This is a genomic window from Nitrospirota bacterium, from assembly GCA_016214845.1.
Lineage (GTDB): Bacteria > Nitrospirota > Thermodesulfovibrionia > UBA6902 > UBA6902 > SURF-23.
The window spans coordinates 1-25,050 of the sequence record JACRMS010000012.1; the positions used below are offsets into that span (position 1 = coordinate 1).

Annotated in this window: 21 protein-coding genes and 1 rRNA gene; all 22 read right to left on the reverse strand. The window is 45.7% G+C overall.

Translation table 11 applies throughout. The features are described 5' to 3' along the window. Window positions 1–417 (reverse strand): 16S ribosomal RNA (locus HZB61_03080); the annotation flags it as partial. Window positions 418–845: 428 nt separating this feature from the next. Beyond that, entirely contained in the window at window positions 846–1,916 is a 1,071-nt protein-coding gene (locus HZB61_03085) for a 3-isopropylmalate dehydrogenase (protein ID MBI5055586.1), read from the reverse strand. 312 nt (window positions 1,917–2,228) lie between these two features. Next, window positions 2,229–4,499: a hypothetical protein gene (locus tag HZB61_03090; GenBank protein ID MBI5055587.1), complete on the reverse strand. Its 2,271-nt coding sequence runs from the start codon at window positions 4,497–4,499 to the stop codon at window positions 2,229–2,231. Window positions 4,500–4,890: 391 nt separating this feature from the next. Beyond that, entirely contained in the window at window positions 4,891–6,174 is a 1,284-nt protein-coding gene (locus tag HZB61_03095; protein ID MBI5055588.1) for a DegT/DnrJ/EryC1/StrS family aminotransferase, read from the reverse strand. A 24-nt stretch (window positions 6,175–6,198) separates the two neighbouring features. After that, on the reverse strand, window positions 6,199–6,591 hold the full coding sequence (locus HZB61_03100; GenBank protein MBI5055589.1) for a four helix bundle protein: 393 nt from the start codon (window positions 6,589–6,591) through the stop codon (window positions 6,199–6,201). Then, window positions 6,581–7,297, reverse strand: a complete 717-nt coding sequence (locus HZB61_03105) for a sugar transferase (GenBank protein MBI5055590.1) — start codon at window positions 7,295–7,297, stop codon at window positions 6,581–6,583. The genes HZB61_03100 and HZB61_03105 overlap by 11 nt, the downstream gene beginning before the upstream one ends. Beyond that, complete coding sequence (locus tag HZB61_03110) at window positions 7,269–8,099, reverse strand: hypothetical protein (GenBank protein ID MBI5055591.1); 831 nt, start codon at window positions 8,097–8,099, stop codon at window positions 7,269–7,271. The genes HZB61_03105 and HZB61_03110 overlap by 29 nt, the downstream gene beginning before the upstream one ends. A gap of 14 nt (window positions 8,100–8,113) precedes the next feature. Further along, the gene (locus HZB61_03115; protein MBI5055592.1) at window positions 8,114–8,998 is read right to left on the reverse strand and encodes a DUF3473 domain-containing protein; all 885 of its coding nucleotides are present in this window, start codon (window positions 8,996–8,998) and stop codon (window positions 8,114–8,116) included. A 141-nt stretch (window positions 8,999–9,139) separates the two neighbouring features. After that, window positions 9,140–10,402: a glycosyltransferase family 4 protein gene (locus HZB61_03120; GenBank protein ID MBI5055593.1), complete on the reverse strand. Its 1,263-nt coding sequence runs from the start codon at window positions 10,400–10,402 to the stop codon at window positions 9,140–9,142. A gap of 25 nt (window positions 10,403–10,427) precedes the next feature. Then, complete coding sequence (locus tag HZB61_03125) at window positions 10,428–12,101, reverse strand: hypothetical protein (protein MBI5055594.1); 1,674 nt, start codon at window positions 12,099–12,101, stop codon at window positions 10,428–10,430. 33 nt (window positions 12,102–12,134) lie between these two features. Continuing rightward, entirely contained in the window at window positions 12,135–13,160 is a 1,026-nt protein-coding gene (locus tag HZB61_03130) for a FemAB family PEP-CTERM system-associated protein (protein ID MBI5055595.1), read from the reverse strand. Window positions 13,161–13,187: 27 nt separating this feature from the next. Then, complete coding sequence (locus HZB61_03135; GenBank protein ID MBI5055596.1) at window positions 13,188–13,883, reverse strand: hypothetical protein; 696 nt, start codon at window positions 13,881–13,883, stop codon at window positions 13,188–13,190. 6 nt (window positions 13,884–13,889) lie between these two features. After that, complete coding sequence (locus tag HZB61_03140; GenBank protein ID MBI5055597.1) at window positions 13,890–14,855, reverse strand: GNAT family N-acetyltransferase; 966 nt, start codon at window positions 14,853–14,855, stop codon at window positions 13,890–13,892. A 21-nt stretch (window positions 14,856–14,876) separates the two neighbouring features. Continuing rightward, the gene (locus tag HZB61_03145) at window positions 14,877–16,205 is read right to left on the reverse strand and encodes an acyltransferase (protein MBI5055598.1); all 1,329 of its coding nucleotides are present in this window, start codon (window positions 16,203–16,205) and stop codon (window positions 14,877–14,879) included. Next, window positions 16,202–17,362, reverse strand: coding sequence for a glycosyltransferase family 4 protein (locus tag HZB61_03150; GenBank protein MBI5055599.1), 1,161 nt, complete (start codon window positions 17,360–17,362; stop codon window positions 16,202–16,204). The genes HZB61_03145 and HZB61_03150 overlap by 4 nt, the downstream gene beginning before the upstream one ends. After that, window positions 17,334–18,548 (reverse strand): glycosyltransferase family 4 protein, encoded by a 1,215-nt coding sequence (locus HZB61_03155; GenBank protein MBI5055600.1) that lies wholly within the window; start codon window positions 18,546–18,548, stop codon window positions 17,334–17,336. The genes HZB61_03150 and HZB61_03155 overlap by 29 nt, the downstream gene beginning before the upstream one ends. Before the next feature lie 52 nt (window positions 18,549–18,600). Further along, the gene (locus HZB61_03160; protein MBI5055601.1) at window positions 18,601–19,908 is read right to left on the reverse strand and encodes a phenylacetate--CoA ligase family protein; all 1,308 of its coding nucleotides are present in this window, start codon (window positions 19,906–19,908) and stop codon (window positions 18,601–18,603) included. A 72-nt stretch (window positions 19,909–19,980) separates the two neighbouring features. After that, complete coding sequence (locus HZB61_03165) at window positions 19,981–21,387, reverse strand: O-antigen ligase family protein (GenBank protein ID MBI5055602.1); 1,407 nt, start codon at window positions 21,385–21,387, stop codon at window positions 19,981–19,983. Between the two features lie 22 nt (window positions 21,388–21,409). Then, window positions 21,410–22,306: a glycosyltransferase family 2 protein gene (locus HZB61_03170; protein ID MBI5055603.1), complete on the reverse strand. Its 897-nt coding sequence runs from the start codon at window positions 22,304–22,306 to the stop codon at window positions 21,410–21,412. Next, window positions 22,303–23,484: a glycosyltransferase gene (locus HZB61_03175; GenBank protein ID MBI5055604.1), complete on the reverse strand. Its 1,182-nt coding sequence runs from the start codon at window positions 23,482–23,484 to the stop codon at window positions 22,303–22,305. The genes HZB61_03170 and HZB61_03175 overlap by 4 nt, the downstream gene beginning before the upstream one ends. After that, entirely contained in the window at window positions 23,475–24,698 is a 1,224-nt protein-coding gene (locus HZB61_03180) for a glycosyltransferase family 4 protein (protein ID MBI5055605.1), read from the reverse strand. The genes HZB61_03175 and HZB61_03180 overlap by 10 nt, the downstream gene beginning before the upstream one ends. A 42-nt stretch (window positions 24,699–24,740) precedes the next feature. Next, a partial coding sequence (locus tag HZB61_03185) for a tail fiber domain-containing protein (GenBank protein ID MBI5055606.1) occupies window positions 24,741–25,050 on the reverse strand: 310 nt, incomplete at its 5' end.

Below are 25,050 nucleotides of genomic sequence, written 5' to 3' on the forward strand. Positions count from 1 at the left end.
ACGCGGCGTCGCTGCGTCAGGCTTTCGCCCATTGCGCAAAATTCCCCACTGCTGCCTCCCGTAGGAGTCTGGACCGTGTCTCAGTTCCAGTGTGGCCGATCGACCTCTCAGTCCGGCTACCCGTCTTAGCCTTGGTGAGCCGTTACCTCACCAACAAGCTGATAGGGCACAGGCCCCTCCTTAGGTGCCACGATTGCTCGCAGCTTTTACCCCATGGCATTTCACCTCGGAGTCATATTTGGTATTGTGCCCGATTTCTCGGGAGTATCCCAAACCTGAGGGCAGGTTACCTATGTATTACTCACCCGTTCGCCACTAAGCTATCAATCCGTATTGCTACTTCATAATAGCCCCGTTCGACTTGCATGTGTTAGGCGCGCCGCCAGCGTTCGTTCTGAGCCAGAATCAAACTCTCAAATAAATAATTGACTGCGGACCTACTTTTGATTATCAAAGAACAGATAGATGCCTCAAGGCGTGAACTTTTCTTAGGGAACGTTACAGCCTGTTAAATGTATACCACTTCCTCATTTTAAGGAGAGCTTGCATATCACATTTATACTTCACACTCTCTTTGATCTTGAAAGCGTATCCCTTAATTCTATCAACCTTAGGTTTAGGCTTCTAAACTTATTTTAGCATGATTTCAAAGATTAATATAGGCCTTGCTACTCTTGTGGCCGTTCAACTTCTTCCAAGGTTCCAAACTTTGGACTACTATTTATATCATAAAGCAATTATTCAGTAAAACCTGAAAAATGAGAAATACAATTAATTTTCAGGTAATAACAATACTTATCGGATGAAATCTCATTATTTCACTATTTCAAAAATCTTCTTGTATCTTATTCCGTTTCCGTAACATACTTTGCGACAAGGTCTCCAACTTCCGAAGTCGTAAGCTCCATTTGCCCTGCCGCAAGGCTTTTTAAATGGTTACCCGTAACCTTCATTGAAGCATCTTCAACTGCATTCCCCGCGCGTTCTTCGCCAAGGTGCTCAAGCATCATCCCCCCGGCACAGATAGCAGCAAGAGGATTTATCATATTCTTCCCTTTGTATTTGGGTGCAGAGCCGCCGATTGGCTCAAACATAGAAACACCTTGCGGATTTAAATTTCCACCAGCGGCAATCCCCATTCCACCCTGAATCATGGCGCCTAGATCTGTGATAATATCGCCGAACATGTTGTCCGTTACTATAACGTCAAACCATTCAGGATTTTTTACAAACCACATGGTGATTGCATCGACATGAGCATAATCCGGCTTAACATCAGGATACTCTTTTGCCACTTCATAAAAGGTCCTCTCCCATAGATCAAAGGCAAATGTCAGCACATTTGTTTTTCCGCAGAGAGTGAGCTTGTTCATCTTCTTTCTTTTCTTGCAATACTCGAAGGCAAAGCGGATGCAACGCTCCACCCCTTTTCTTGTATTGATGGATTCCTGCACAGCCACTTCGTCAGGAGTGCCTTTTTTCAGCACGCCACCTGCGCCTACGTAGAGTCCTTCGGTATTTTCACGTATGACAACAAAATCAATGTGCTCCGGATTTTTGTCCTTTAGAGGACAATCAACGCCTGGATAAAGTTTTACCGGCCTTAAGTTTATATACTGGTCCAGTTCAAACCTGAGCCTTAAAAGAATTCCCTTTTCAAGAATTCCTGGCTTAACATCAGGATGTCCGATAGCGCCGAGATACATCGCATCATATTTCTTGAGTTCATTGATTGCGCCGTCAGGCAAGGTTTCGCCGGTCTTGAGATATCGCTCTCCCCCGAAATCAAAGTAAGTCAGATTTAGTTTGAAACTAAATCTTTCGGCAGCGGCGTTCAGCACCTTAATACCTTCTGCTATAACCTCCGGGCCTGTTCCGTCTCCGGGTATTACAGCAATGTTATATGTTTTAGACATCCTACCTCCAAATAATATTGTTAAGAGTTAACGACAATTCATCATTTTGCATTATTTGTCCTATTGGAAATATTCTGCTCAATTTTGCTGCACTATTTTAAGGACAAGAGAGTAATTATTTTGCTATATATTTTCGCACCTATTTTAGCCTTTAGTTTTAGTTTATTCAAGAAGACAGAAGAATTCAAATCGACGATCTCTTACGATAAAACTTTTCACAAGGCAATAAAAAAGGACGTACAGGATAACCCATACGTCCTTTAAATAAATGGCAGGTTCAGCAAACGTTTGCGTCGCATTTGCCTCTAACGGTTAATTGGCAAATCTCAATAACTTCGGCGGATTTAGTGCGGTCTTAGGCAACGCTGTTTCCACCGAAAGTAAAACATTCTGCCAATTCGACGCATTTTCAAAAGCAACATTGGCAAGATTAGGCCACATCAGATGCGCTGATGAGGATGCATCTTTATCATTAACTACAAAACTCATGCCTATAACAGTATTGTCAGCAGGAGCTGCTACGTAACCGATGGATGCCCATGGTATCTTGATTTCTACATTATAGCCGCTGAAGTTGTTATTGGTGATGTTACGCATCACGACTGACTGCCAGTTTCCGTCCCATGAACCCGATGGAGAGCCAGAGACGGTTCCCTGAGAGTCAAATTGCGTATTTAAGATGTTCACTATGCCGTGGTAATCATCCGGAAGCATATAGGCGGAATTAGGATTGGCAGAGCCGCCTTTATCATTCAGTTTGTCTATGAACCATTCCATGGAATCATCGTTCCATACGCTGCCGTCTCTTAAAACAGATGAAGCGTCCAGATGAGAGTCTGTAACATTGATGCCAATATAAAGGGCCTCGGTGTCCCAGAGGGCTTTGACTGTTACGGTATTACCTCCGGATGCGGGAGCAAAAGTTACAGGGTTGGCTGATGAATATTCTGAAAGATTGCCGTCAATTCTGGGAAGTGTGGTGGTTTTTAATATTGTAAAAGCTGCAAGTCCGCTTGATGACCTTGTTGTTGCGGATGACGGCGCTGACTTTGCTGATTCATTATTTGCAGCGTCATAAGCCGAGACTTGATAGCTGTATGTCGTTGATAGCGCAAGGCCGGTATCAGAGTAGTTTGTATTTGTTGTCGTGGCTACCTTAACTCCCTCTCTATATATTCTGTAGCCTGACACCCCTACATTATCAGTTGATGCGCTCCAGGACAAATCAATCTGATTCCCTGAGACGGCTGTGGCTGTTACCCCCGCTGGCGCAGTGGGGGACTGAGTATCATTCCCGCCTGAAACAGGGGCGAGGTCGGCCAAAAAAACTGCGTACATCGCGTAGTCCGCCTGAATTTGCAGGCAGGGAGAAGGATTGCCCATGTAATCGCACCAGGCTTTATCTTCCTGGGACCACTTCCCCCCTGTTCCCATATAATGCAGCTGACGCCCGTCACTTTTAACAGTAGGACTTGGTATGCCTCCCTGATAGTTCATATCACCGCCATATCCCGGCACAGTTGTCAGCCTGAAGGCTGAACTGCTGACTGATAGCAACTGATTATGCGTAATCGCATGTGTATTCCTGTCAAAGAAAACTTGTTCCAGCGTATAAGTGTCCATACGCGGCGTCGCATTAAGCAGTTTGCTATAACCATCGAATGCGCTGTCGCCTGAATTTGCCCCTACAAACCACTCGTTTACTCTCCATGAAATGTGGGTCAGGTAAGCTGCATTGCCTTTATCCGGATAGTCTTTATCAAAACCGGTAGTTTGATTTATATTGCAATTTGCCCCGGAATTAATATAAATGCCGTCATTGCCCGCGTTGCTGGCGCTGTACCTGTTGCGGTACTGCCTGTCAGGGCTCCTGCTTTCATGTATGCTTCTGGGAAGAAATGACGGGTATCTGTCATTATCCGCTGTGCATAAGCCAGGCCAATCGCTGCGAAAAACTTTCACCGGAGATGAAGGAAGCCCGGACATTTCATAAAACCCTCCTGACCAATTACCCCATGCAAACGCGATAATTAATCGTGGAGGACTGTCCGATGTCCAGCCTTGTGTTCCGAGGTCAAGTTGAGAGCCGCCGCTATCGACAGATACAACATCAGCGGCAATTCCTGTATCAGTGTCGAGCCTGACAAGCGCCTTCCTCGTCCTGTCAACAGCATATATAATGTTTGTTTCACCCGGCAGCCTGCTCCAGGTGGCATGATTACCGAAGGTTGAGGGATAAGTTCCAAGCGGATGCGCAACGGCTTCCCACGCAGCCACTGCTCCGTTCGCGTTTGCTTTCAATTCAGCTATCTTGCCCCACACCAGACCCTTGCCGCTTCTTGCAGTTGGATAACTTGGATGATTTGATCCGTTTTCATACAATATTATTCTGGTTCCGTCCTGGTTCCATGGACTGTCCTCATCTCCATTATATACATCAGTCATAGAATGGGCCGGATGCGAAATGCGATAATTGTCGGTTACCTTCATCAATTCCGCATAAGCCAGGGAGACCGCGCCTGTCATAAGAGACAAAAAACAAATCATTAACGAAATCATTTTCTTACATTTAGTTGCCTTCATCTTTACCTCTATGTAAATTTTCAAGAATTAAACACTTATATAGTGTCTTCACAAAAGTATCATATATACATTCAATAAAAAAGATTGTGACCCGAATCACTCCAGATAATTGTCTCTGCTATTTCCTCAAAACTGTTAGATCCCATGGGCCAAAACTTATTAAAGCAAAAGATATGCTAAACCATGCGGTATTCTGTTACCTGTTGATTTATAACAAAACATGAAATTTAATTCGGTTTCACGTGAATTCAAAAATGTATGGTATTTCCTGCACTGAATATAATTTAAAAGAGACGCTTCTACAAAAAAGCCTGTTTTCAATAAAAAAGAAAACAGGCTTTAGACTGCTTTTGCGGACCATCCTTAAAGCCTGGCCCATGGCATGCTTGAATCACTGTCTTCCTGAGATCCCCTTTTCCGGCTTCAGAAGCGCTACCTGATTAATTTCGTTCAGTATGGTTTTGTCAAATGAGAGATTGGCCGCCAATCTTTTCAGCCTGGCATTTTCCTTCTCAATTTCTTTTATCTTCTTCGCCTGGGCAACACTCATTAGCGAGTATTTTTGCCGCCAACTGAGAACTTCTTTTACCTTGCTGCATATTTTCTGAACGTCACCTTCAGCCATATGACTGTAAAGCGGCAGGGCAAGCCCTTCATCTGCCGCCCTTTCCGCAACCTGCAGCTTACCCTGATATGTCTTCCTGTATTTCATATACGCAGTTTGCATATGAAGCGCAGGATAAAAATACTTCTTTGTCTGTATCCCGTTTTCTTTCAGGAATTCATATATCTCATTTCTTGTAGACAGGGCATTCTTTTCATCAACAAAAACAACCATATAATTACCCGTTGATTTGCAGTCCTCCGGGACACTCTGGAAAGATATTCCCCTGACGTCTTTTAAATGATTTTTGTACAGTCTTATAAGATATGACCGTTTTTCTATCAGTTGTTTCACCTTCATGAAATTCTTCAATCCAATGATTGAATGAAACTCGCTTATCCGCGCGCTTAATCCGACAAAGTCCATGTCCTCTCCATCGAGGCTCTTGCCGTAATCCCGCATTTGCCTGATCTTCCCGGCCAGCTTATCGTTGTTTGTGGTAATGAGTCCTCCCTCAATTGAAGAAACCACTTTTGTAGGACTCAGACTAAAGACTTCAACGTCTCCGAAACCGCCTGCAAATTTCCCCTTATATTTAGAACCTAAACCCTGCGCGGAATCAAATATGAGCTTTAAATGATGTTTTGACGCAATCCTTTCCAGCTCATAAATTTTCGGCGGCACCCCGAAGATATAAACCGGCATGATCGCGGAGGTTTTGCCGGTTATCAATGGTTCAATTTTACTCGCGTCGATATTATACGTGCCTGTCTCAGAATCACAAAAGACCGGGGTAATATTATTCCACACAAGCGCATGCGCAGTCGCGGCAAAAGTAAAAGACGGCAGGATCACCTCGCCCTTTAGTTCCAGCGCTTTTATGGCGAGGATAAGTCCTGATGTACAGCTTGAGACTGCAATAACGTTCCTGACCCCAAGAGTCTTCTTTACTTCTTCTTCAAACAAGTTCGTATATTTGGAAACCGTAACCTTTCCTGATTCCCAGACCTCGCGAAATTCTTTTTTGATTTCATTGAAATCGATTAGAGTAGGTTTTATTATCGGTATCATGGTCTGCCTCCTTATAAAATAGATTTAATAAATGTACTTATTGTTGGTCCTTTTTTCTTTTCTCTCCATCAACGATATGTACGTGTTCAGCACCCTTATGTTCTTGCTGATCTCGTTCTTCATTTCGTTTAAATTTTGTTCATCAAGATAGCCGAAGTCGTAAGCAGTGATCAGATGATCAATGACCTCGTTCAGGGAACCTCTTGCCTTTCTGCAATACTGAATATTTTCCTGATAGCGATGCCTGCCAAACCCCTCCGCAATATTTGATGTCACGGAAATAGATGCCTTGATCAACCTGTCTTTGAGGCTGTAATCATCATTATCGGGAAATGCCTTTATCAGATCGAAAACTTTCTTCTTGATCTCCCTGCTGAGCTTCCATGCGTCCAGGTCTTTAAAAGATTCAACTCTCATTATCCCCTTTGCCTTTCCTTGTCATACTGATGCGCTGCTGGTTTATGTTTAGTAATCGTTCTCTTAATTTGACGACCTCCGGATGCTCTTTTATGGGCCAAATCCTGCCGCCGGTAAGGGCCCAAACAGTCTTTATGAGTACAGCGAAATCAAAAATGAAGGACCCCTTCTCAATGTGCTCCATAGCGAGCTTCACCTTTGCCGGGACGAACATCTCTTCGTATGTCCTGTCGGGATCGTTCGCAAGCGAAAGCAGATCTTCCTCATTCCTCAGATACAATGTGGCATTGCTTGTGATGCCGGGACGTACTTCCAGTATCCTTCTCATTTCCATGTTGTAGTTGCTTACTATTTCCGGGACATCGGGACGGGGACCGACAAAACTCATGTCACCCTCCAGGACATTAAACAGTTGGGGCAGTTCATCCAATTTTGTCTTGCGCAAAATCCTCCCGATTTTTGTAATGCGCGGATCTCTGTCTGTTGTCACCGAGGTCCCGATCTTTTCAGCGTTAATGACCATTGAACGGAATTTATACAAACGGAATTTACGGCCGTGAAGTCCGACCCTCTCCTGCGAAAATATAACAGGGCCCGGAGACGACATCTTGACGAGAACTACGGCAATAATAAAAAGAGGTGAAAGAATTAATATGCCGGCTAAGGCAATGATAAAATCAAACGCTCTCATGACTGACCGTGACATCTTCACTCAGGCTTCTTTTAAATTCCTTGTAGTTCTTACAGGCGCGCCTGATGGCACTCAACCCCGCAGGAGGGTAATGCGCCCCGCCTTTTTCCTGCTCTATTGAGATGATCTTACTGCCTGACATCAAATCGCGCACAACCTCGATATACCCTTCCATCCCCCTGAAATTTATGTACGCCAGCGCTTCGGAAAATCCGTGGTCTTTCCTCAGAGCGACTTTCCGCTGAAGTATTATCCCGCCTCCATCCACGCGTTCCGAGACAAAATGGATTGTGAATCCGATATTGTCAAAATCCTTCCGTGCCATCGGCCAGAGCTCGCAGTCCGACCCGCGATATCCGGGTGAAAGCCCGTGGTGCCAATTTACAGCGCCATATTTTGCGAGCCCGAACAGGGCAGGCCTTAATACCGGCGCTCCTGAAACCAGCATATAATCCGGCGCATAATTTTTTACAAAAGCAAGGGCTTCATTACCGTGAGGGTCCGCGCAGTCGTAACACAGATTGTTGGCCCTGATATCATGGATCACACTTTCAGTTATTTCGGGAAATGGCATAGCGCAAGGTTTTTGATAATACTTCCTTAATAATCGCGCAAGGAAGAAATCAAGCATATACAAAAGCCCGCGTTTTACGGCCAGCTTTTTCAGAACAGTTATTTTTTGCCTGAATGTTCTGTCCTTTATGTTAAGGATTGCCGTCCGCTGAGAATTATTCATTAGAAACCTTGCCAGATAATATGCTTCGGGCAGATCAGCCGAGGTAACTATCAGCCATTTATATTTGTCCGGGGAAACCATAAAGAGATTTGTTCTTATGACAACAGGTTTCTTTCTTTTAAAAGCTCGACTGCCGGAGCAAAGCGAAATGACCGGAACATTTCCCTTAATCTTTCGCCGCCGTTTTTGCAGTTGTAATAATGCCTGAATCTCCGGTAATACGAAATTTCCGGCAGATATGGAATTTCAGGGCCGATCTCATAGGGATGAATATAAAGCATGCACGGGTGCCCGCCCCGGTTTATTTGCCGGATAAAATATTTTGTGAATAGCAGTGGGTATAACCTGAAGTATCCGCCGCCGCCAAATGGAAAACGCAGGCTGAACAGATCAACTATCGGCAAAGGGAATTCCAGTAGCCCGTTAGGAAATTTAAAAATAAAAGGCTCGGCATCTTTCATCCCGTACACATCATGAAGCCCTGTCGGATAGACGCTCGAATCATACAAAAACCCGGTTTCTCTCAGAGTGTCCAAAGCCCACAGGGTCGTTTTTGTTATTGAAAATTCAGGGGCGCGGAACCCGCAGACTTCCTTCCCCGAAACGTCCTCAAGTATTTTTTTTGCGGATATCATGTTCTCTTTGAACTCCTGCCGCGTTAATCCAAAGAGGCGTACATGCTCATACGAATGACACGCGATCTCGTGTCCGCATTCTGCAGTCTTTTTGACAACCCCGGGGATATCCCGGCCAATCCTGCCCAATAAGAAAAAAGTGCCCTTTATGTCATGCTCATCCAAAAGGGACAAAACGGATTCAATGTTTTTTTCTATCTCGTACTTCTCCCGTGACTTTGAAATATATTTATTTTCTATCGGGAAACTCTGCAAATTCGACTCGACAAAACCTTCCACATCAATGGAGATGCAGTTCCTGATTGTGCTGTCCGCCTGCGTCATTCTAACTATTGTGTTGTCCATAGACTCATTCATTGAATTGTCATTCCCGAAGTATGTTGAGCGGGAATCCAGTTTGTTTGATTATTTCTGGATGCCCGATTACTAACTTCGGGCATGACGAAAATAATAGAAGTCAGTTTATGGACAGACTCTAACTAACACTTAGCTCTCTATGAATTCCAGATATCTTTTTGATAACTTTTGTACGTCGTAATCTTCCGCTATGCCCTGATGTCCTCTTTTCCCCATGAGGCTTCTTTCGTCCGGGGCCATTGCCTTGATCCTCTGCAAAGCCGCTGCAATCGCGCCGGGGTCGCTCGGCGGTACGGTAATTCCCGTTCTGTAATGCTCCACGAGATTGTTTCTAACTTCAGCGGAGAAAACTACAGGGAGTCCCGATGCCATATAATCATAAAGCTTGTTGAGGTTCACCCCGTATCTGTAGACGGGATTATTGTGAAGGCACAAGATGCCGGCGTCCGCGTGTTTCAATATAAGAGGCACTGCTTTTCTTACAACCGGAGGCCATACCTTAACAGCATCCAGATTATTGTCAGAGACATATCGCATGATGTCTTTTTTGGAATGGCCGTCTCCGATGATATGAAAAGAGATCTTATCTTCACCCTTGTCTTTTAATATCCCGGCTGCCTGCACTATACAATCAACCCTGTTGCCGACGCCGATGCCGCCGACATAGATGACACTCATGACATTCTTTTGCCTATCCTCATGCATTGCATATAAAATATCTCCCACATCTTCACGCAGTGCTTCGTGTGCTCCATTCAGCTTGAAATCGTCCAGATCAATGCCGTTTGGGACCCACGCGAATTTATGTCCTGCCACGCCTTTTTCCTTCAGGTATTCATTCACATAAGGAAGCGACGAGACAAAGATACTCGTTCTTTTGTATAAATACTTTTCTAAAGCTGACAACAGCACAATAAATGGATGGTATCTGGGAAAGGCCTTGCGCTCGATCCATACCTGCGGCCATAGATCGCCGATCTCCAGAATATACTTTGCGTTATGCCGTGCTGCGATCTTATTGGCTGCAAAGGCCGCGAAGGGACTGGGGTAAGTAGCTATGACAACATCCGGGGCCGGAAAGGTTTTGGATATTTTCAACAACTCATACGCGAATGAGAGCATGTTGAGTAACCGCCTGTGATCATTTCTGTAGTAGAGAGGCCTGGTTTTTATATTCATGATATTCAGGCTGCCGTCCGTGTTAATGGCAAACGGCCTCTCATCATTTAAAGTCTCCTTCCGCCCCCAATGGCTGAAGCTGGACCTCCAGAGCGTCACGCGATGGCCTTCAAGGGAAAACGCCTTTGCATACTGGTATGCCCTCTGCTGTCCGGGCAGGTCAGGTGTGCTGACAAACTGACTCACTATCCAGATGTTCAAGGTTTTTTTCATTGGGCTGAGAATTTCAATATTACAATTACGCTTTCAGAAATCTTTCAACAACATTCTTTGTAATTTGTGAAATATGGCTGTCGCTCAGGAGGCTTCCGCCGAATGAAATTGAGCCCACGGAGAACACGCTCCCTCCGCCGTTTTCCTGATAGATGACCATTTCAGCGCCTCCGTCTCCTTCATTGATACCTTTTGCCAACAGCGTAGTGCCATCAGGAGCGAGAGGATAGATCTTGTCTGTTTCCCAACCGCTTGCGCCCGGTTTGCCGGTGAGCGATACGTTTAATCCGTCTTTGCCGATGAGGTCGCCGTTTTTTAATCCAGTGCTGCTGAAAATCCAGTGGTCCGGTTGAACAACTTTATACGCGTCCCACGTCTTGAACCCGCGAAGATCATGCGCCACCCCCAGGACGGTTTCTTCGCTGAAATCTTGATACCTGAGATAGGCCCCGTCGAGGACTATCAGGTTTTCATCGGGATAGCTCACCTCTTTGTACATCGTGTTGCCTGATAGAGATATTACATTTCCTCCGGCCTTTATAAATTCCTTCAGATGTTCGATCATCTCATAGGACCAGTATTCGTTGTGCGTGCTGAGCAGGATAATTTTATAATGCTTGAGATACTTCTCAAATATGTCCTTTGAATGCAGGTCGGTGTCCGAATACAGGTCGTATTGAAATCCCTCGCGTTCAAGCCAGGACCAGACGAACCTCTCCCCCACCAGTAAATGGTCTCTGGTTATCTGGCACGTATCTTCCACATGGTTTCTGACATACAGATCGAACGGCCTCTGGGTGCTTAAGACATATTTGGAAGGGAAGGACGTGAAATTGATATAAAAGTTTTGCCCGCCCCAGCTATTATAGGCGTGCCATGTGTTGGTTGACGCGATGACCGCGATCCGGTTGTCCGGCTTTTCGGGTTTTACGATCACGGGTATAAAAGAACTGTCGCCGTTCCCATTGCCGTTTAACTTGAGCAGGTAACACCCGCTCGAAATACCTTTGGGGACCCGGTATTGCATGGTAGGCTTCCAGCCGCAGCCTAAGGCAGACGGGAATTTTGTTTCAATACGCTGATAAGTTCCCGGTATGTTGTCCCGCCCGTTTATTTTTTTCAGTTCGCTGCCGGCACGCAGAAACTCAACTGAAAACGTCTTTGCCCTGGTGCTGATCATAAGCGAAAGCTCTTCACCGGGTGAAACACTTAGCCTGTCCGCATACCCGCATGTTTTCCCCAGAGTCGTCGGGATCTCTATACATTCTTCATGCAACAGTACCGGGCAGAATAGATGGAAGATCGCATAGAAGAAATTCACCGGCTTTGACGCGAAATCTTTCACTTTATGGCGCAGCGTAAATGTTTCACGCATGTCATTTTCGATCGTGACGTTAACGACGTCAAAGGGATAGGCCCAGAAAAAGAACAAGCCGTTCCTGTTCGTTTTGACTCTATACGCTGACGGCAGCAGGTCGAATACGGGCTTGAAGAGTTTCAGTATCTTTATCTTGTAAAGTTTTCTATGGGCAATTTCTATCCTGACGGTAATCCCGCGCAGGTCTCTCTCTATTAAAGAACGGTAGACCTGAAGTTTGGGCACGAATGACTCTGCATAAAGGACCCTGCCGGTCGTCAGTTTCGGCATCAGCAGCAATAACAAAAATAAGAGAGCCGCAGCAATAACTACATCAATCATAAATTTCTCCTTATGTGGTGAGATTCGTGAATCTTAAGGCAGACAGCGCGCAATAGGCGGGCCCAGCAGCCGGCTTATGAATAACGGAAGTCTTTTCCACAGGGCGATCGCTAATGAGAACTTAGGGTTCTCCTTATTTAATCCGGGAAGTTGATCGCAGTTTAACAGTTGATATGCAACTGACAGGTTGTGCGTCTCACTTCCCCAATACTTTTTGAAATTGCAATGCGCAGATTCGGCTGTGCTGCGGCCCAGATCAACTTGCCGGCAGCCCGCAGCGCTTGCGGTCTCTATGGCCGCCCAGTTCATGGCGTGTACAGGCGCATGGCATAAGCTTTCACGCACTGACGCGGAGAATTCAAAATAGCATGTCTTTGAATCCATGAAAACGACTTTGGCGCCTATGGTCTTTCCCTGTCTTGTCGCCCTATAGACACGCACATGTTCAGGAAAAGTCTCTGCTATGCATTCAAAGAACCGTTGTGTAATCACCGGCGTGCCCAGGTCGCGGAGGTTTCTTGAATATACACGATAAAAATCCCCGAGATGTTCAGCGCCGTTTTGAACAATGACCCCGTTCTTCTGCGCCTTCCTGATCTTGTTTCGCACATTTTGATGAAGTCTTTTGAACGTTTCTTCAGCATCTCCGCATAAAGAGATCACCGAAGCGACCTTGTGATTGGAAGAAGGCGTTTCATATCTCATTGGGAAACGCTGGCGAAGTTCAATATAGCGGCAGCCCGCGTCCCTGCCGACCGTTTCAGCCGTTTCGATCAGCAGCCTCTCAATTTCCACGCTGTCCGCAAGGATGCCGCCATAATTTACATATGGAAGACTGACACCCATTGTTCCGAATAATCCGGTCGAAAGAATAAACAGGGGATACACGCCCGCGACATGATCATTGTCGGACGCCATCAAATAATGTCCCTGATGCCCGGTTGATCTCTCTATCACTTTTTTCCATCCCGAGCGGTGGAAAAAAGTAGCTCCGGGATGCCGGGCAACGTAACTGTCCCACAGTGGTTCTTTCCCTGAAGATAATTCCTTTATCTGCATGTTTCACCAAATTTCAAAATGCATTACTCACAGCGTTGTCCATGATACGTTTTGCTGCCGTGCTGCAGTGACAAGCTGCCTCATGCCTTCTTCAACCTGTTTAACAGCCAGAAAGTCGGCGGGATGAATGAGCACGACCAGATTTGTTTTCCCTGCGATATCTATTACGCGTTTGATATCTGTTGCAGGCCTGTCTATCCAGAAAGCGCCGGGGTAAAATTTATACCGTCCGTAAAGTTTATGAGATTCGCTGATGTCCTCGTGATTGCCGAACAGGAAAGAGATCCCCAGCGCCTTGCCCCACCGCAAATATTTATATGGCTCGTAAGGAGGATAATGGCTGCGGCCGGATTTCCATTTCCCGGAACCGTGTTTGGTAAAGGAGCTTAACTTCCATGTATCAAAATGAGACTGGACCTCCTCCAGTTCTTTTTTGAATGTCTCAAAGCTCCTCGTGTCTTCCGCGTGAAGACCAAGCTTGTGAGGCTTTAACAACCCGTTGTTCAGCCACTCCCTGGGCGGAAGGGTGGATTTACGAAAATAAATATGCGCACTGATTTTTTCCTCTGAAAGAAAGAGAAGGAATTTTTTTAAATCATGCAAATATCCAAGGGAAGTAATCGCAGGGAACCAGTAACATTCAGATATTTTACTTACAACCTTCTGCATGAAAGTGGCCCTTCCGTATGACTTGTCAACGTCGATTCTGAGAATGAGAGACATAATTTATTAGAACAGATCCCTTCGATACAGTTTCAGCAGGAATTCCAGCGGCAGACTGGCCTTGTTTATCCTGTAATAGGGCGTCAACTGTCCGCCGAAGCCCCTGAAGTACCTTTCGATCTGCGGCGCCATCGAGCCTTCAAGGTCAAAACATTTCAATCCCATCTCATGAGCGTGTTTTATGCAGGCCCAGTCAACTGAGGCCGTGGCCCCGCGATGCCGGTTTTCATGGTCATAGCCGCCTGCGAGCGCGTGCGCGGTACCGTTTGAATACACGCAGAGTGTGCCTGCGACAGGCAGGTCGCCCCTGTAGGCTATAAAAGCGTAGCTGTTATTTTCTTTTGAGAAATCAAACAGGATCCTGTCCAGATAATATTCCTCAATGGCCCTGTTCTGCCTCGAGAATGTTTTAAGGATCAGGTCCTTGATGCACCTGAAATCATCGGTCCTTTGCACAACTATGCCGTCGCTCTCAGTTTTTTTCAGTTCGTTTTTTCTCACCTTCGACAGTCTCTTCCACAACTCGTCAACAGGCTGCGCCAGGTCGATCAGATATGTATACGCGGGGACCACCTTAAACTTTTTCCAGATAAAAGGCTGGGTGTCTGTGACATTCAGGTTAAGCGCGCATGAGACCATGGAACATGAAACCTTATCTATGAAATCGGCCATTAGGGTCAGCGCTTCCTTCCAGGTGTTCATGATCGTCGCGGGATTTTGAGCGTCCATTTTAAGAAAAGGACCTATGGCGGGAGTGTATAAGGGGTCCCGGTAGATGGAAAGACCGAATCTGTTTTCCTTATATAAAATGAACCCGCCGATAAGCCTGTCGTTGTCAGTGTAAATACCGTAAGGCGTCACCTTGTCCGCGAAAATATCGGCCCACTCAAGGGAATTGAATATCGTTCCGCAGGATAATGCCAGATTGTTGTAGTCCGCCCTGTCCTGCTGTCTTAATCCCGCTATCTTCATTGCTTGCTTCCGCCTGTCTTTTTAATTGATCCTCTCAGGAGATGCCCATTGAAAAGACTGCTTTAATCTGCCCCTGATAAAGGCCTCTAAACCGGCTATCATGTACGCGATGATAAATATGATTAATGCAAACAGCAATCCGTAAACCGCGCTGTTCCCCTCTCTGAGCTGTTGGGGCATGCTTTTTATTGCCGTATGGTGGATAAGATAAACAGCGTAAGAACTAAAGGCGAGCCATGATAACAGCCTGGCAAAAAAACCTGTCCGGCTTATTAATACAGATACATTCCACAGGGTAATAAAGACGCATAGCTCTATCATTGAATGAGTAAGTCCGTAGCTAAGTCCCTCGTTGGTAAGATTGACTAAAACGGTTAGAAGGGCGATGCAGAAGACAGTTTGCAGAGGCCCTTCAATAATGTCCTGCGATCTTTTCGGGTCACGAGTAAACATGTCTCCCAGTACAATTCCGAGGCCGAACTGCCCTGCCCTGCTTAGCGGCAAGGTCCATACAAACGTATTGCAATAAACAATTTCAAGGGCTATCAGGCTGATAACGAACAGTGTGTTCCCAAGTTTTTTTTTCATCCATATCAGGGCCGGGAATAACAGATAGAGCATGAAGATATACGGCACAAACCATAAGGGGCCGTTGACGAGGCCCAACTCTTCGCGCCATTGCGGGTTAAAGTTGCCGAGCATGAACATGTTGCCTAACAATCCCTGCCATGTGACCTTTTCGCCGGAAAAGTAAGCGCGTGAATACGCGATGACCAGTATGGACCAGAAAAGAGGCAGCAGCCTTGCAAGTCTCTTGCGGTAAAATTTCATCCAGTATTTTTTGTCGTGCGATTTGGAGCAATAGTAGTTCATCGACAGACCGATACCACTTATTATCACGAACGCGCCTAACGCCAGGTCCCCGAATTGAAAAATAAATATCAGGAAATTATTCAGGGCTGCCGACACATCTCCGTATGAAACATTCAGGTACATATAATTCTGATGAAGTGTCGCAGGGAACCTGTACGGCTGCCAATGATACATGATTATTGACAGGGCCGCAAAACTCCTGATGCCGTCCAGTGCTTTAATGTTTGTAAATCTGCCGGTGCTTTCGATAACACTCTCATTGCCGCGCATTTTGTAACTGAGCATAATAAGGATTATTCCAATGAAGGCAAAATAAGTTTTAACATTCATGGCGGTCACGACATTACTCCTGGTGTAAAGTTTTGCGAGGTATGGATTACTGAAAAGGCCGTATGGAACAAACCAGACCCCAATAGCGCATAAGACGCCAAGCGGCAGCAAAAGCTTCTTAATATAATTTGTACCAAACTTGTTCATTCAGCTATCTTGATATATTCTGCGGACAATTTATTTGAGAACAGACTTTGATATATATTCAAAAGCTTCTTGCATTCCATGTCCCAGTTATATTTCTCCAATACAGCCTTTCTCCCGTTCAGCCCCATCTGTTTTCTCAGGCCGGCATTATCATATAAAAACCCGATTGCGGCAGCGATCTTTTCGGGGTCGGCAGGGTCCACTGATATGCCGCAATTAATGTCTGAGACCAGTTTCTTTAATTTCGGAAAGTCTGAAACAACAACAGACAATCCCGCGATCATATACTCGAACAGCTTTATTATATTTTCACCGGAAACATGCAGATACGCCGGAACAGGCTGAAATAGCGCAAGCCCTATGTCCGCCTGAAGAAGATGACCGCTCACTTCCTGCCAGGGGACACAGCCATGGTATTTGACATTTTTGAATGATTTAATACGCTCTATCAACCCGCTGTCCCTGGTATCGCCCAATAAATGTAATTCAATATCTTTGCCTTTCAGGCATTGCATGGCTTCCAGCATGACATCAATGCCGCGCTCCCTGGAAAGGCCGCCCGCGTATATTACTTTCAGAACGGTGTTGCTTTTATTATTTACTTCACGGGCAAAATCCAAAGGTGGATAGTTCGCAATTACCTCCGGCGCGTACCTCTCAAACCGGGGCTTGATATAAGAGCCAGCCGTAATTACGCGATCAAAAAACCTGCATGAAAATTTTTCCATCGCTCCCGCAAGGTATGACACCGGTTTTCTCAATCCCGGACTGATCCAGTATTTGGACAGGATCTGCTTCTCATAATCCTCATGCACATCATAAATAACTTTCTTGAAAGTGAGCATTTTCAAGAGCACCCCGGCGAATAACAGCTCGGGATCATGGAAGTGATAAATGTCCGCTTTTTGTCTCAGCGCCTTATATAAAAGCATTGCATTCAGGCCCAATATCCGGTGGACCCTGTTTCGGGCCTTTTTCAGGGCAATTATTTTGACCCCGTCAACAACCTCGTCACTGTCATGCTGTGCGATCAGTGCGACCTCATGCCCGGCCTTAGAAAGAGATTTGCATTGCTTATGAAAGATCCGGTCATCAAAAGGCCCGTGCGCGGTCGTCAGATGACAAACCTTAATTTTTCGCGTTGATAATGTCTTCATAAATCCTGACCGTTTCTTCAGCGTTCCTCTGCCATGAGAACTTCCGTTCGATAATGGCCCTGCCGTTTCTGCCCATCTCCATGGCCAATCCGTTGCTGTTAAGTAGAAACTCGATGGCGCTGCGCAACGCGTCCTCATCTTTGCTGTTAATAAGAATGCCGCTTTCTCCGTCTATGACTGCTTCAGGTATTCCGCCGACTCTTGTCGAAATGACCGGAAGGCCGCAGGCCATTGCCTCAAGAATTGCATTTGGAAGGCCTTCATAATAAGTAGGCAGCACGAACAGGTCCGCTGCTTTCAGCCAGAGGAACATCTCTTTGTGGGGACGGCTTCCGGTCAAATGTATTCTCCTGCCCAGGTCATTTGACAATAATATTTTTTTAACATCCCCCGTTTCCGGTCCATCGCCTAACAGGATGAGATGCAGATCAGCCCTCTTCTGTTTTAATTTCTTAAAGGCGTTTATTAATTCAAATATGCCTTTATCTTTATCAATGCTGCCTGCAAAAATAAGGACCGTGTCTTTACTGGAAATTCCCAATTTACTCCTGGTCATCTTCCGGAATTCCCCGCTTCCGTGGGGATCGTTAAAATCGCATCCGTTGTATACAACCTGGATTTCTTTTGCCGGATTTTCAAGGCCCATGGCCGCGTTCTTTAATGCGCTGCTTACGCTTATTAACCGGTCGGCCCCTGAAATGACTCTCCTGGTCAGATGCATTGTGAGTTTTTCATAGTGCGGGTAGATATTTATATCGCTGCCTCTGAGGCTGCAAACAAGCGGGAGATTGAATTTTTTTTTGATCATCAGCCCGACGTAGCCGTCATATGTCGCGGTATGGGCATGGACCAGATGGGGCTGATAAAATTTTATCATTGAGTTAAGAAGCCTGTTTATCCCGATGTACATCGCAAAACACGACAAACCGTGATACCATTGCGCGGGCAGGTGAATATAACGCGGGTAATGCACCGGCACGCCGTCTATCTCATCGAACCCTGCAACCATACCGTATTTTTTCCACCTGGACTTAAACCGGAGAAGCCTGGGAGCGTAGGGGACTGGAGAAATTATCATCACTTCGCATCCAGCCTTTGCAAGGTACTTTGCCTGGTTGTGGATAAACATCCCGTTGTTGGGATACATCCTGTTGGGATACATATGGGAGAGAACAAGTATTCTCATTACGATGCCTGCGCCTTACGTGAAATCGCCCTTGGCCTGACTGGCGGAAACGTTAGAATTCCACCGGCACATGTGATATGACCAGCCTTGTCTTGCCCCTGCCTGTTATATTGATGCTGTCGCATTCCTCAACACGTATATTCACCGACTGCCCGATCGCGCCCTTAATAATGTCTGTCATCCCTGTAAGTTCCGCTCCTGAGAAGCTGTCGTTCCTGACGATCTTCATCGTAATATTCCGGGCGTCGTTCTGAATGATTTGATATTGGCTGATGCCCTTTATGGACCTGAAACGGTTTGCAAAGAAAATGGACGGAACATAGTTTCCGTCTTCCGCCCTCAGGAAATCCTGCGCCCTGCCCTGCAGGCTTTTAATTGTGCTTAATCCTCTTCCGCACTCACATGCACCGGTTGCGGTAACGCCGACATCGCCGTTTTTATACCGTATCAACGGCATGGCATAATTATCCAGGTCCGTGATTGTTATCTCGCCCGGAACATTCATAACAGGAACGCCCCCGGCATTCGTAGCTTCAACGATGACGTGTTCATCAGAAATATGTTTGTTCCCGTACTCACACTGATATGCCAGCGATCCTATTTCATTGCAGCCGTAGTAATCAAAGACCCTGCCGTTAAACGTTTGTTCAATGAAGTCCCTTTGATGGTCGTAGAGCATCTCGGCGGTTGAAAAGATCACGGGGATTTTCACATCGTTTATTTTTTGTTTATGACAGACGGCAGCTATCCGGTATAAATTGGAGGCATACCCGGTCAATGCGAACGGACGGACCGATTTAATTTTTTCAAAATGCCGGATCAGCTCGTTTTCTTTTGCGTAAGCAGGGAAGCAATATCTGTTAACAAGTCTTGTCCTGACCTTCCCTAACAAATTCGGCCGGCCCTCTGAACAGAAATCTACGATCTTATCTCCGGTGCTAAACCCGGCCCACGACATCCCTCTTAACAATACCGCTTCCGTCCAGGTGAGGGTATCCATGTCCCGAAAAACCGTAAGAGACTCTCCCGTGGTCCCGCCTGTTGAGGCCTTGCTGATTTTTCTTTTATGACTGTCATTTGATGTCAGCTTGTCGTAATTATTTTTAATATCTTTCTTGGTCAGGACAGGGAAATACTTTAAGTCTTCAACGCCTTTGATATCTTCCGGCCTCAGGCCAATGTTTCGCATAGCGGCGCTGTAATACCGGACGCTGCTATACACATGCTTTATAAGCCTCCTGAGCTTTGCTGTTTGATATTCGAGCAGTTCGTCATGAGACAGCCATTGTGACTTGCTAATTTTATTTAATGTCTCAATGACCTGATATCCATACCTAAGGCCGAATTTTATCTTGTACACCGGGTACACAAGATTTTTATAGAACTCAGCGCGTATATTTGTATCAGGTGTCTGCATCTCGATTGGAAACGTTTACGACGAATAATTATACCGGCTGAATTTGTCCTTCATTATCCTGTGAGACAATATGCATGCCAGTCCCGCATGAATCCAGAAGAGCCTGTAATCAGCAGGCGAAGATCCAAAGCCGGTCAGTAATATTGATATGAAGCCGGCCCTTAAACTTGCGCTGAGGTTCAAAAGATACTTATCATTTGTCATGGAAAAGTATTTCCCTGATTTGGAATAGTATTTCAAGACCCTGTAACACAATAAAATAAATACCAGTCCGCCGAACAAACCCACGCTCACAAAAAGCAGCGATACAATATCGTGTCCCTCTCTTCCACTGACAAGTGAAATCCCTTCAGGATTATCTTCCAGAGAAATATTATTAAAACCGATACCGAACACCGGGTTAGTTACCAACAGATAAAGACTCTTCACAAGGACGTTATACCGTTCCAGGCTGGAAGAATCATGAAGCGTCAGGTCCCGCTGGCGGATAACATCAAACAGAAAGAAAGACATTGATAAAGCTATTATAACTATCACCAGGACATACGAAACAAGCTGTTTCCTGCTAAATGCCTTATCTTTAATATGCATGAAAAAATAAACCAATAAAAATATGGCTGATCCAAATATTGCGGTCCTTGAAATCGTAAGCCCTGTGCAAATCAGGGTTGTGAAGAAAAGGCATCCGAACAGAAGCCTTGAAATAAACTTTCCCGCATTTTGCGCGAGAAAAAGCAGGAAAGGCAGGCAGGAAAATAAAAACAGGCCGTATGAATTAGCGCTCCCGAACCCGCTTACTCTTATTACGTCTTCTTCGCCGACATGAACATTGCCGATTAAAGACGCGCCCGTCTGGTAGGTTATATATTGAATAATGCCCACCAGAGACGATAAGCCCGCTGACAAAGCGACCGCAATAATAAAAACATTTAATCTCTCTTTGCTGTTTATAAGGTCCTGCATGAAAAATATCATTAGTATGTTGAGGGAGATTATTAAAGTCTTCCTGAAGCTTATAACAGGATCAAGTGCCAGAAGCGATGAAAAGATCATGGAGCTGATGAAGAGCAGCAGAAATACGTTGTAGTCCATTAATTTAAAGAAGACTGTTTTTTCCCTTACAAAATATTTCAGGAACCAGCCGATTGCAACAGGAATGCCGGCTACTTTATTGACTGATTCTATAAATGGGACGCTGAACAAATGGGCAAAATAAGTGAATACTATGATTAAGATCAGACCCCAGAAAGGCTTCATCATAAGCAAAGTAAAAATCAGTAGGCCGGACACAACCCCCATTTGGGTATATATTGCGGTTTCAAAATCATTGGTTATAAAAATCAGATACAGCAAAGATGCTGTTACTGCGCTGATGACTACAAACGGCATTGCAGCCGACTGGTTTCTGGCAATGATGTTCATCTTTCTATTCCCTGAACGCGCACTAACACCGCATTTTTTTGGATTTGGAAAATATTAAGACGGCGCCCCTCATGGTCTTGCAAAAGTTATAGGGGTCAAACAATATTCCCGCGAGGGTCCATGGAAAGGCCTCCAGCGCAGTAGACCAATTGTTTAATTTCAATGACCATATCAGGATTATCGTTGCGATACGGTGACAAAGCCTGGGACTTTTCTTTAAGAGATTATCGTGCTTCCTGCGAAAGAGAAGAGCGGCGGCCAGTTTGCGCTGGAAATTCAGGGAAAGCCTGTCCTTGTCATTCCTTCTTACATGGACGAGCTTTTCCCTCAGGATGCCGAATTTCGTAACGCCGGCAATCCGCACGTACAGTTCCCAATCTTCTATTGCCGGGAAGCTTTCGTCAAATCCGCCGGCTTTCAAAAGTATATCTCTCCGGACTGCCACCGAACAGAGGGCCGTGACACAGTTGGTATACAATAATTCTTCCTGGATCCATCCTTCTTTTTCAGGCAGATGAATTGAAACTTCTTTTTGCGCTTCAAAGTCGTATTCCGCGTAACCGGCATAAATAATTCCAAAGGTCCCGTCCATCTTCCGGATCATTTTATACTGCATCTCTAATTTTTTGGGCAGCCATACGTCGTCGTCATCCAGGAACGTTATCCATTGCCCTCTTGCCCTGAAAATACCTGCGTTCCTGGCCCCGGCGCTTCCCCCGGTGCGGTCATTCATAATGTGATGGACCCTGTCATCACGGAATGATCGCGCAGCTTCCGCCGAATTATCAGTTGAGTGGTCATCAATGACGATCAGCTCGAAATCCTTAAATGTCTGATCGAGCACGCTCCGTACCGCCCCCCGCAGCAATTCAGCCCTGTTATAAGTCGGAATGATGACTGAAAAAAAAGGCGTCTTCATGCGCTTAGCCCGTTTTCAACAAGCACCTGATAACTGCGCGAGAGCGCCTCAGGAGTCCTGGAGATCTTTACCTGCTGCATGTTTAACACCTGCCGCCTGTAACGCACGTGATCGGCGGCGCTGAGTATCGCTCCTATTGAGTCACTCAGTTCGTTATCGCCGCATAAATACCCGATGTCGCCGTACCGCTTCTCAAGATTTTCAAAGATCGGGAGCCTGGTGGCTATTATGGGTTTCCCCAATGCTATGCAGTCCATTAATACCCCCGATGCGCTGAGCTCATAGTATCTCTCGTAGAACAGGCAGGCAAAGTGAAGTTTGTTCAAGAGGCGTACATATTCACTTCGTGTCAGTTGCGCCTTAACGGGTTTTGTGCTTAAGAAATCGATCTCAGGGACAATCAAGTAGTCGCTCCTTTCCGGGAGCATCCCTATAACGTGAAATTCCGCCAGCCCGGGAAACCGTCTTGATATATCAGCGGCGACGGCAACGTATTTCAGAAATCCTTTATGCCCGGAAACGCGGCCCAAATATCCGAACTGGACCGGCGTATCGAATTTATCTGCTTCCACGGGGTGATTGTCCGAAGGGATGGGGTGGTCCAGCACGCTGATCCTGCCTTGCAAAAACGGCAGTTCCTTTGTGACAGCATCCCGGACCGCCTCCTCAAGCACAATGTACTGGATGCCTCTGTTGCCGGATATCTTTAACGCTGTCTTCAGCTCGCTGATCCTGAAGATCGGATTCAGGGATTCTCTTAGAGAGCGGTAACGGAACTTTGAAAAATCCCCGTGAAGAATGACCTGAATCTTTTTGTCCTTGCCTGCAGCGCCAGTATGAAATTTAAGCGCCCATAATAAGGATGGATTGCCTGTGACCGCCAATACGCGCGCAGCCGGATCACAATTTAATTCATTCACAAGAAACTTTATAATCCTGAAGTCTTCGGGCAGCCTTTGAAAGAAGCTTGAATGCCTTGGCGGTAAATGCAATTGTCTCCAGATGACCGCGGCCCCGGGTTCAATTCCAGCCTGTTCCCGGACAAACCGCAGATGAGATTCTTCCCCGTAAAAGCAGACGGCCTCATCAGGAAACGCAAGGCGTATGGTTTTCAGTAAAGATGAATTAAAGGGAACGTGTTCCATTCCCCAGGCTATCGGATCGCAAACTATGAACATGTGTGATTGACCGCATTACTGAAATTATTCTCTAATTTCAGGGCCTCAATTTTAATGTTAAATTTTTCCTCTATTGTCTTTCTGCCTTCCGCGCCCATTGCCCTTCCAAGTTCCGGGTGTTTCAATACCTTTTCGATAGCATCCGCTATGGCCTCCGGGTCCTGAGGAGGCACCAGTATCCCGTTTATTCCGTCATCCACCAATTCTTCAATTCCGCAGATATTTGATGTTATGACCGGCAGCCTCATGGCCATCGCCTCTTTCAGGACATTAGCCAGAATGTCTCTTTTCCCGTCAGGAGCAATTATGCATGGCAGTACAAACACTGTGGAACGATTCAGATGTTCTTTAATTTCACCGGCTGGCAGAAAATCAATAAATTTAATGCCGGGAATTTTCAGTTCATCAACAAGTTTTTTGTATTTATCTTTTTCAGGCCCCTCACCGATCACGGTGCATTCATAGCTGATCTTACGCTTGTTTAATATATGGCAGGCTTCAATAAGATAGATTATCCCCTTTTCATCAGTCAGCCTTCCTGCCGTGATTATCGAATTGGGCGATCTCTCAATATCTTCCGGTTTGAAGAATCCGGGGTTTATCGCGCTATGAATGATTTCAACACTTTCATCCATGGCTGTTATGCTTTTTAAATGCCTCCGGTTGTAGTCGGCAATAGTAATTATTTTTGAGGCCTTCATGATCGCGTCAATTCTTTTTTCCGCTTCATAAGAATTATCGGCATGGTAGATATCATGGGCCCTGAAGCATAATGTAAAAGGAACGCCGAGTGTCTTTGACAGTAAATAGACCTTGTCTATCATCCGGGGCGTTGAAAACGGTGAGTGAATGACGTCAATTCCCGAATCAAAAAAAACCCGCACATCAAGATAGTCCGCGACCCCGTACTTTGGGTCAGGATAATTCCTCAGCACGCAAATGAAGGCCTTGACGGTGCGCAGCGGACCTGTGAAAAAGTCGCTTATCAGCGTCTGAACAAAACAAAGATATTTCTGTTTTCTGCTTTCAAATCTGTGAAATCTGTGATAAGTCCTGTCGAGTCCGTTCTTAAGCAAAATCGGTTCAGTTATAACATCATGAATCCGCCTGGAACCTTCCGACAGGATCAAAACATCATGGCCCTGCTTTTTTAATTCAATTATCTCATTCAGGATAAAGGTTATCAGCTTGTCGCAGATATACAGTATTTTCATTTCAGATTCTGATCCAGCCTGATCTCGCTGTTAATCAAGCTTTCACTGTATAGCTTCAGCTACAAGACCTCTCATCTCCAGCCGGTTGATCTTCGACTTGAGCGTTTCCATCTCTTTCCTCTGCTTTTCAATTGTCTTCTGCTGTTCCTTAACAGCCTCGATAAGAAGAGGGATCATCTCGGTATAGACAACACTCTTTTCTCCAGATGCGCCTTCCTTGACTATCTCAGGGATCACCCTCTCTACTTCCTGCGCTATCACCCCGTAATGCTTCCCTTCTTCAAATCTCTTCTCCGCATACTCCTCTGTCCTGTAAGCATAAGAAACACCGTTTAACTTCATTATCTTGTTC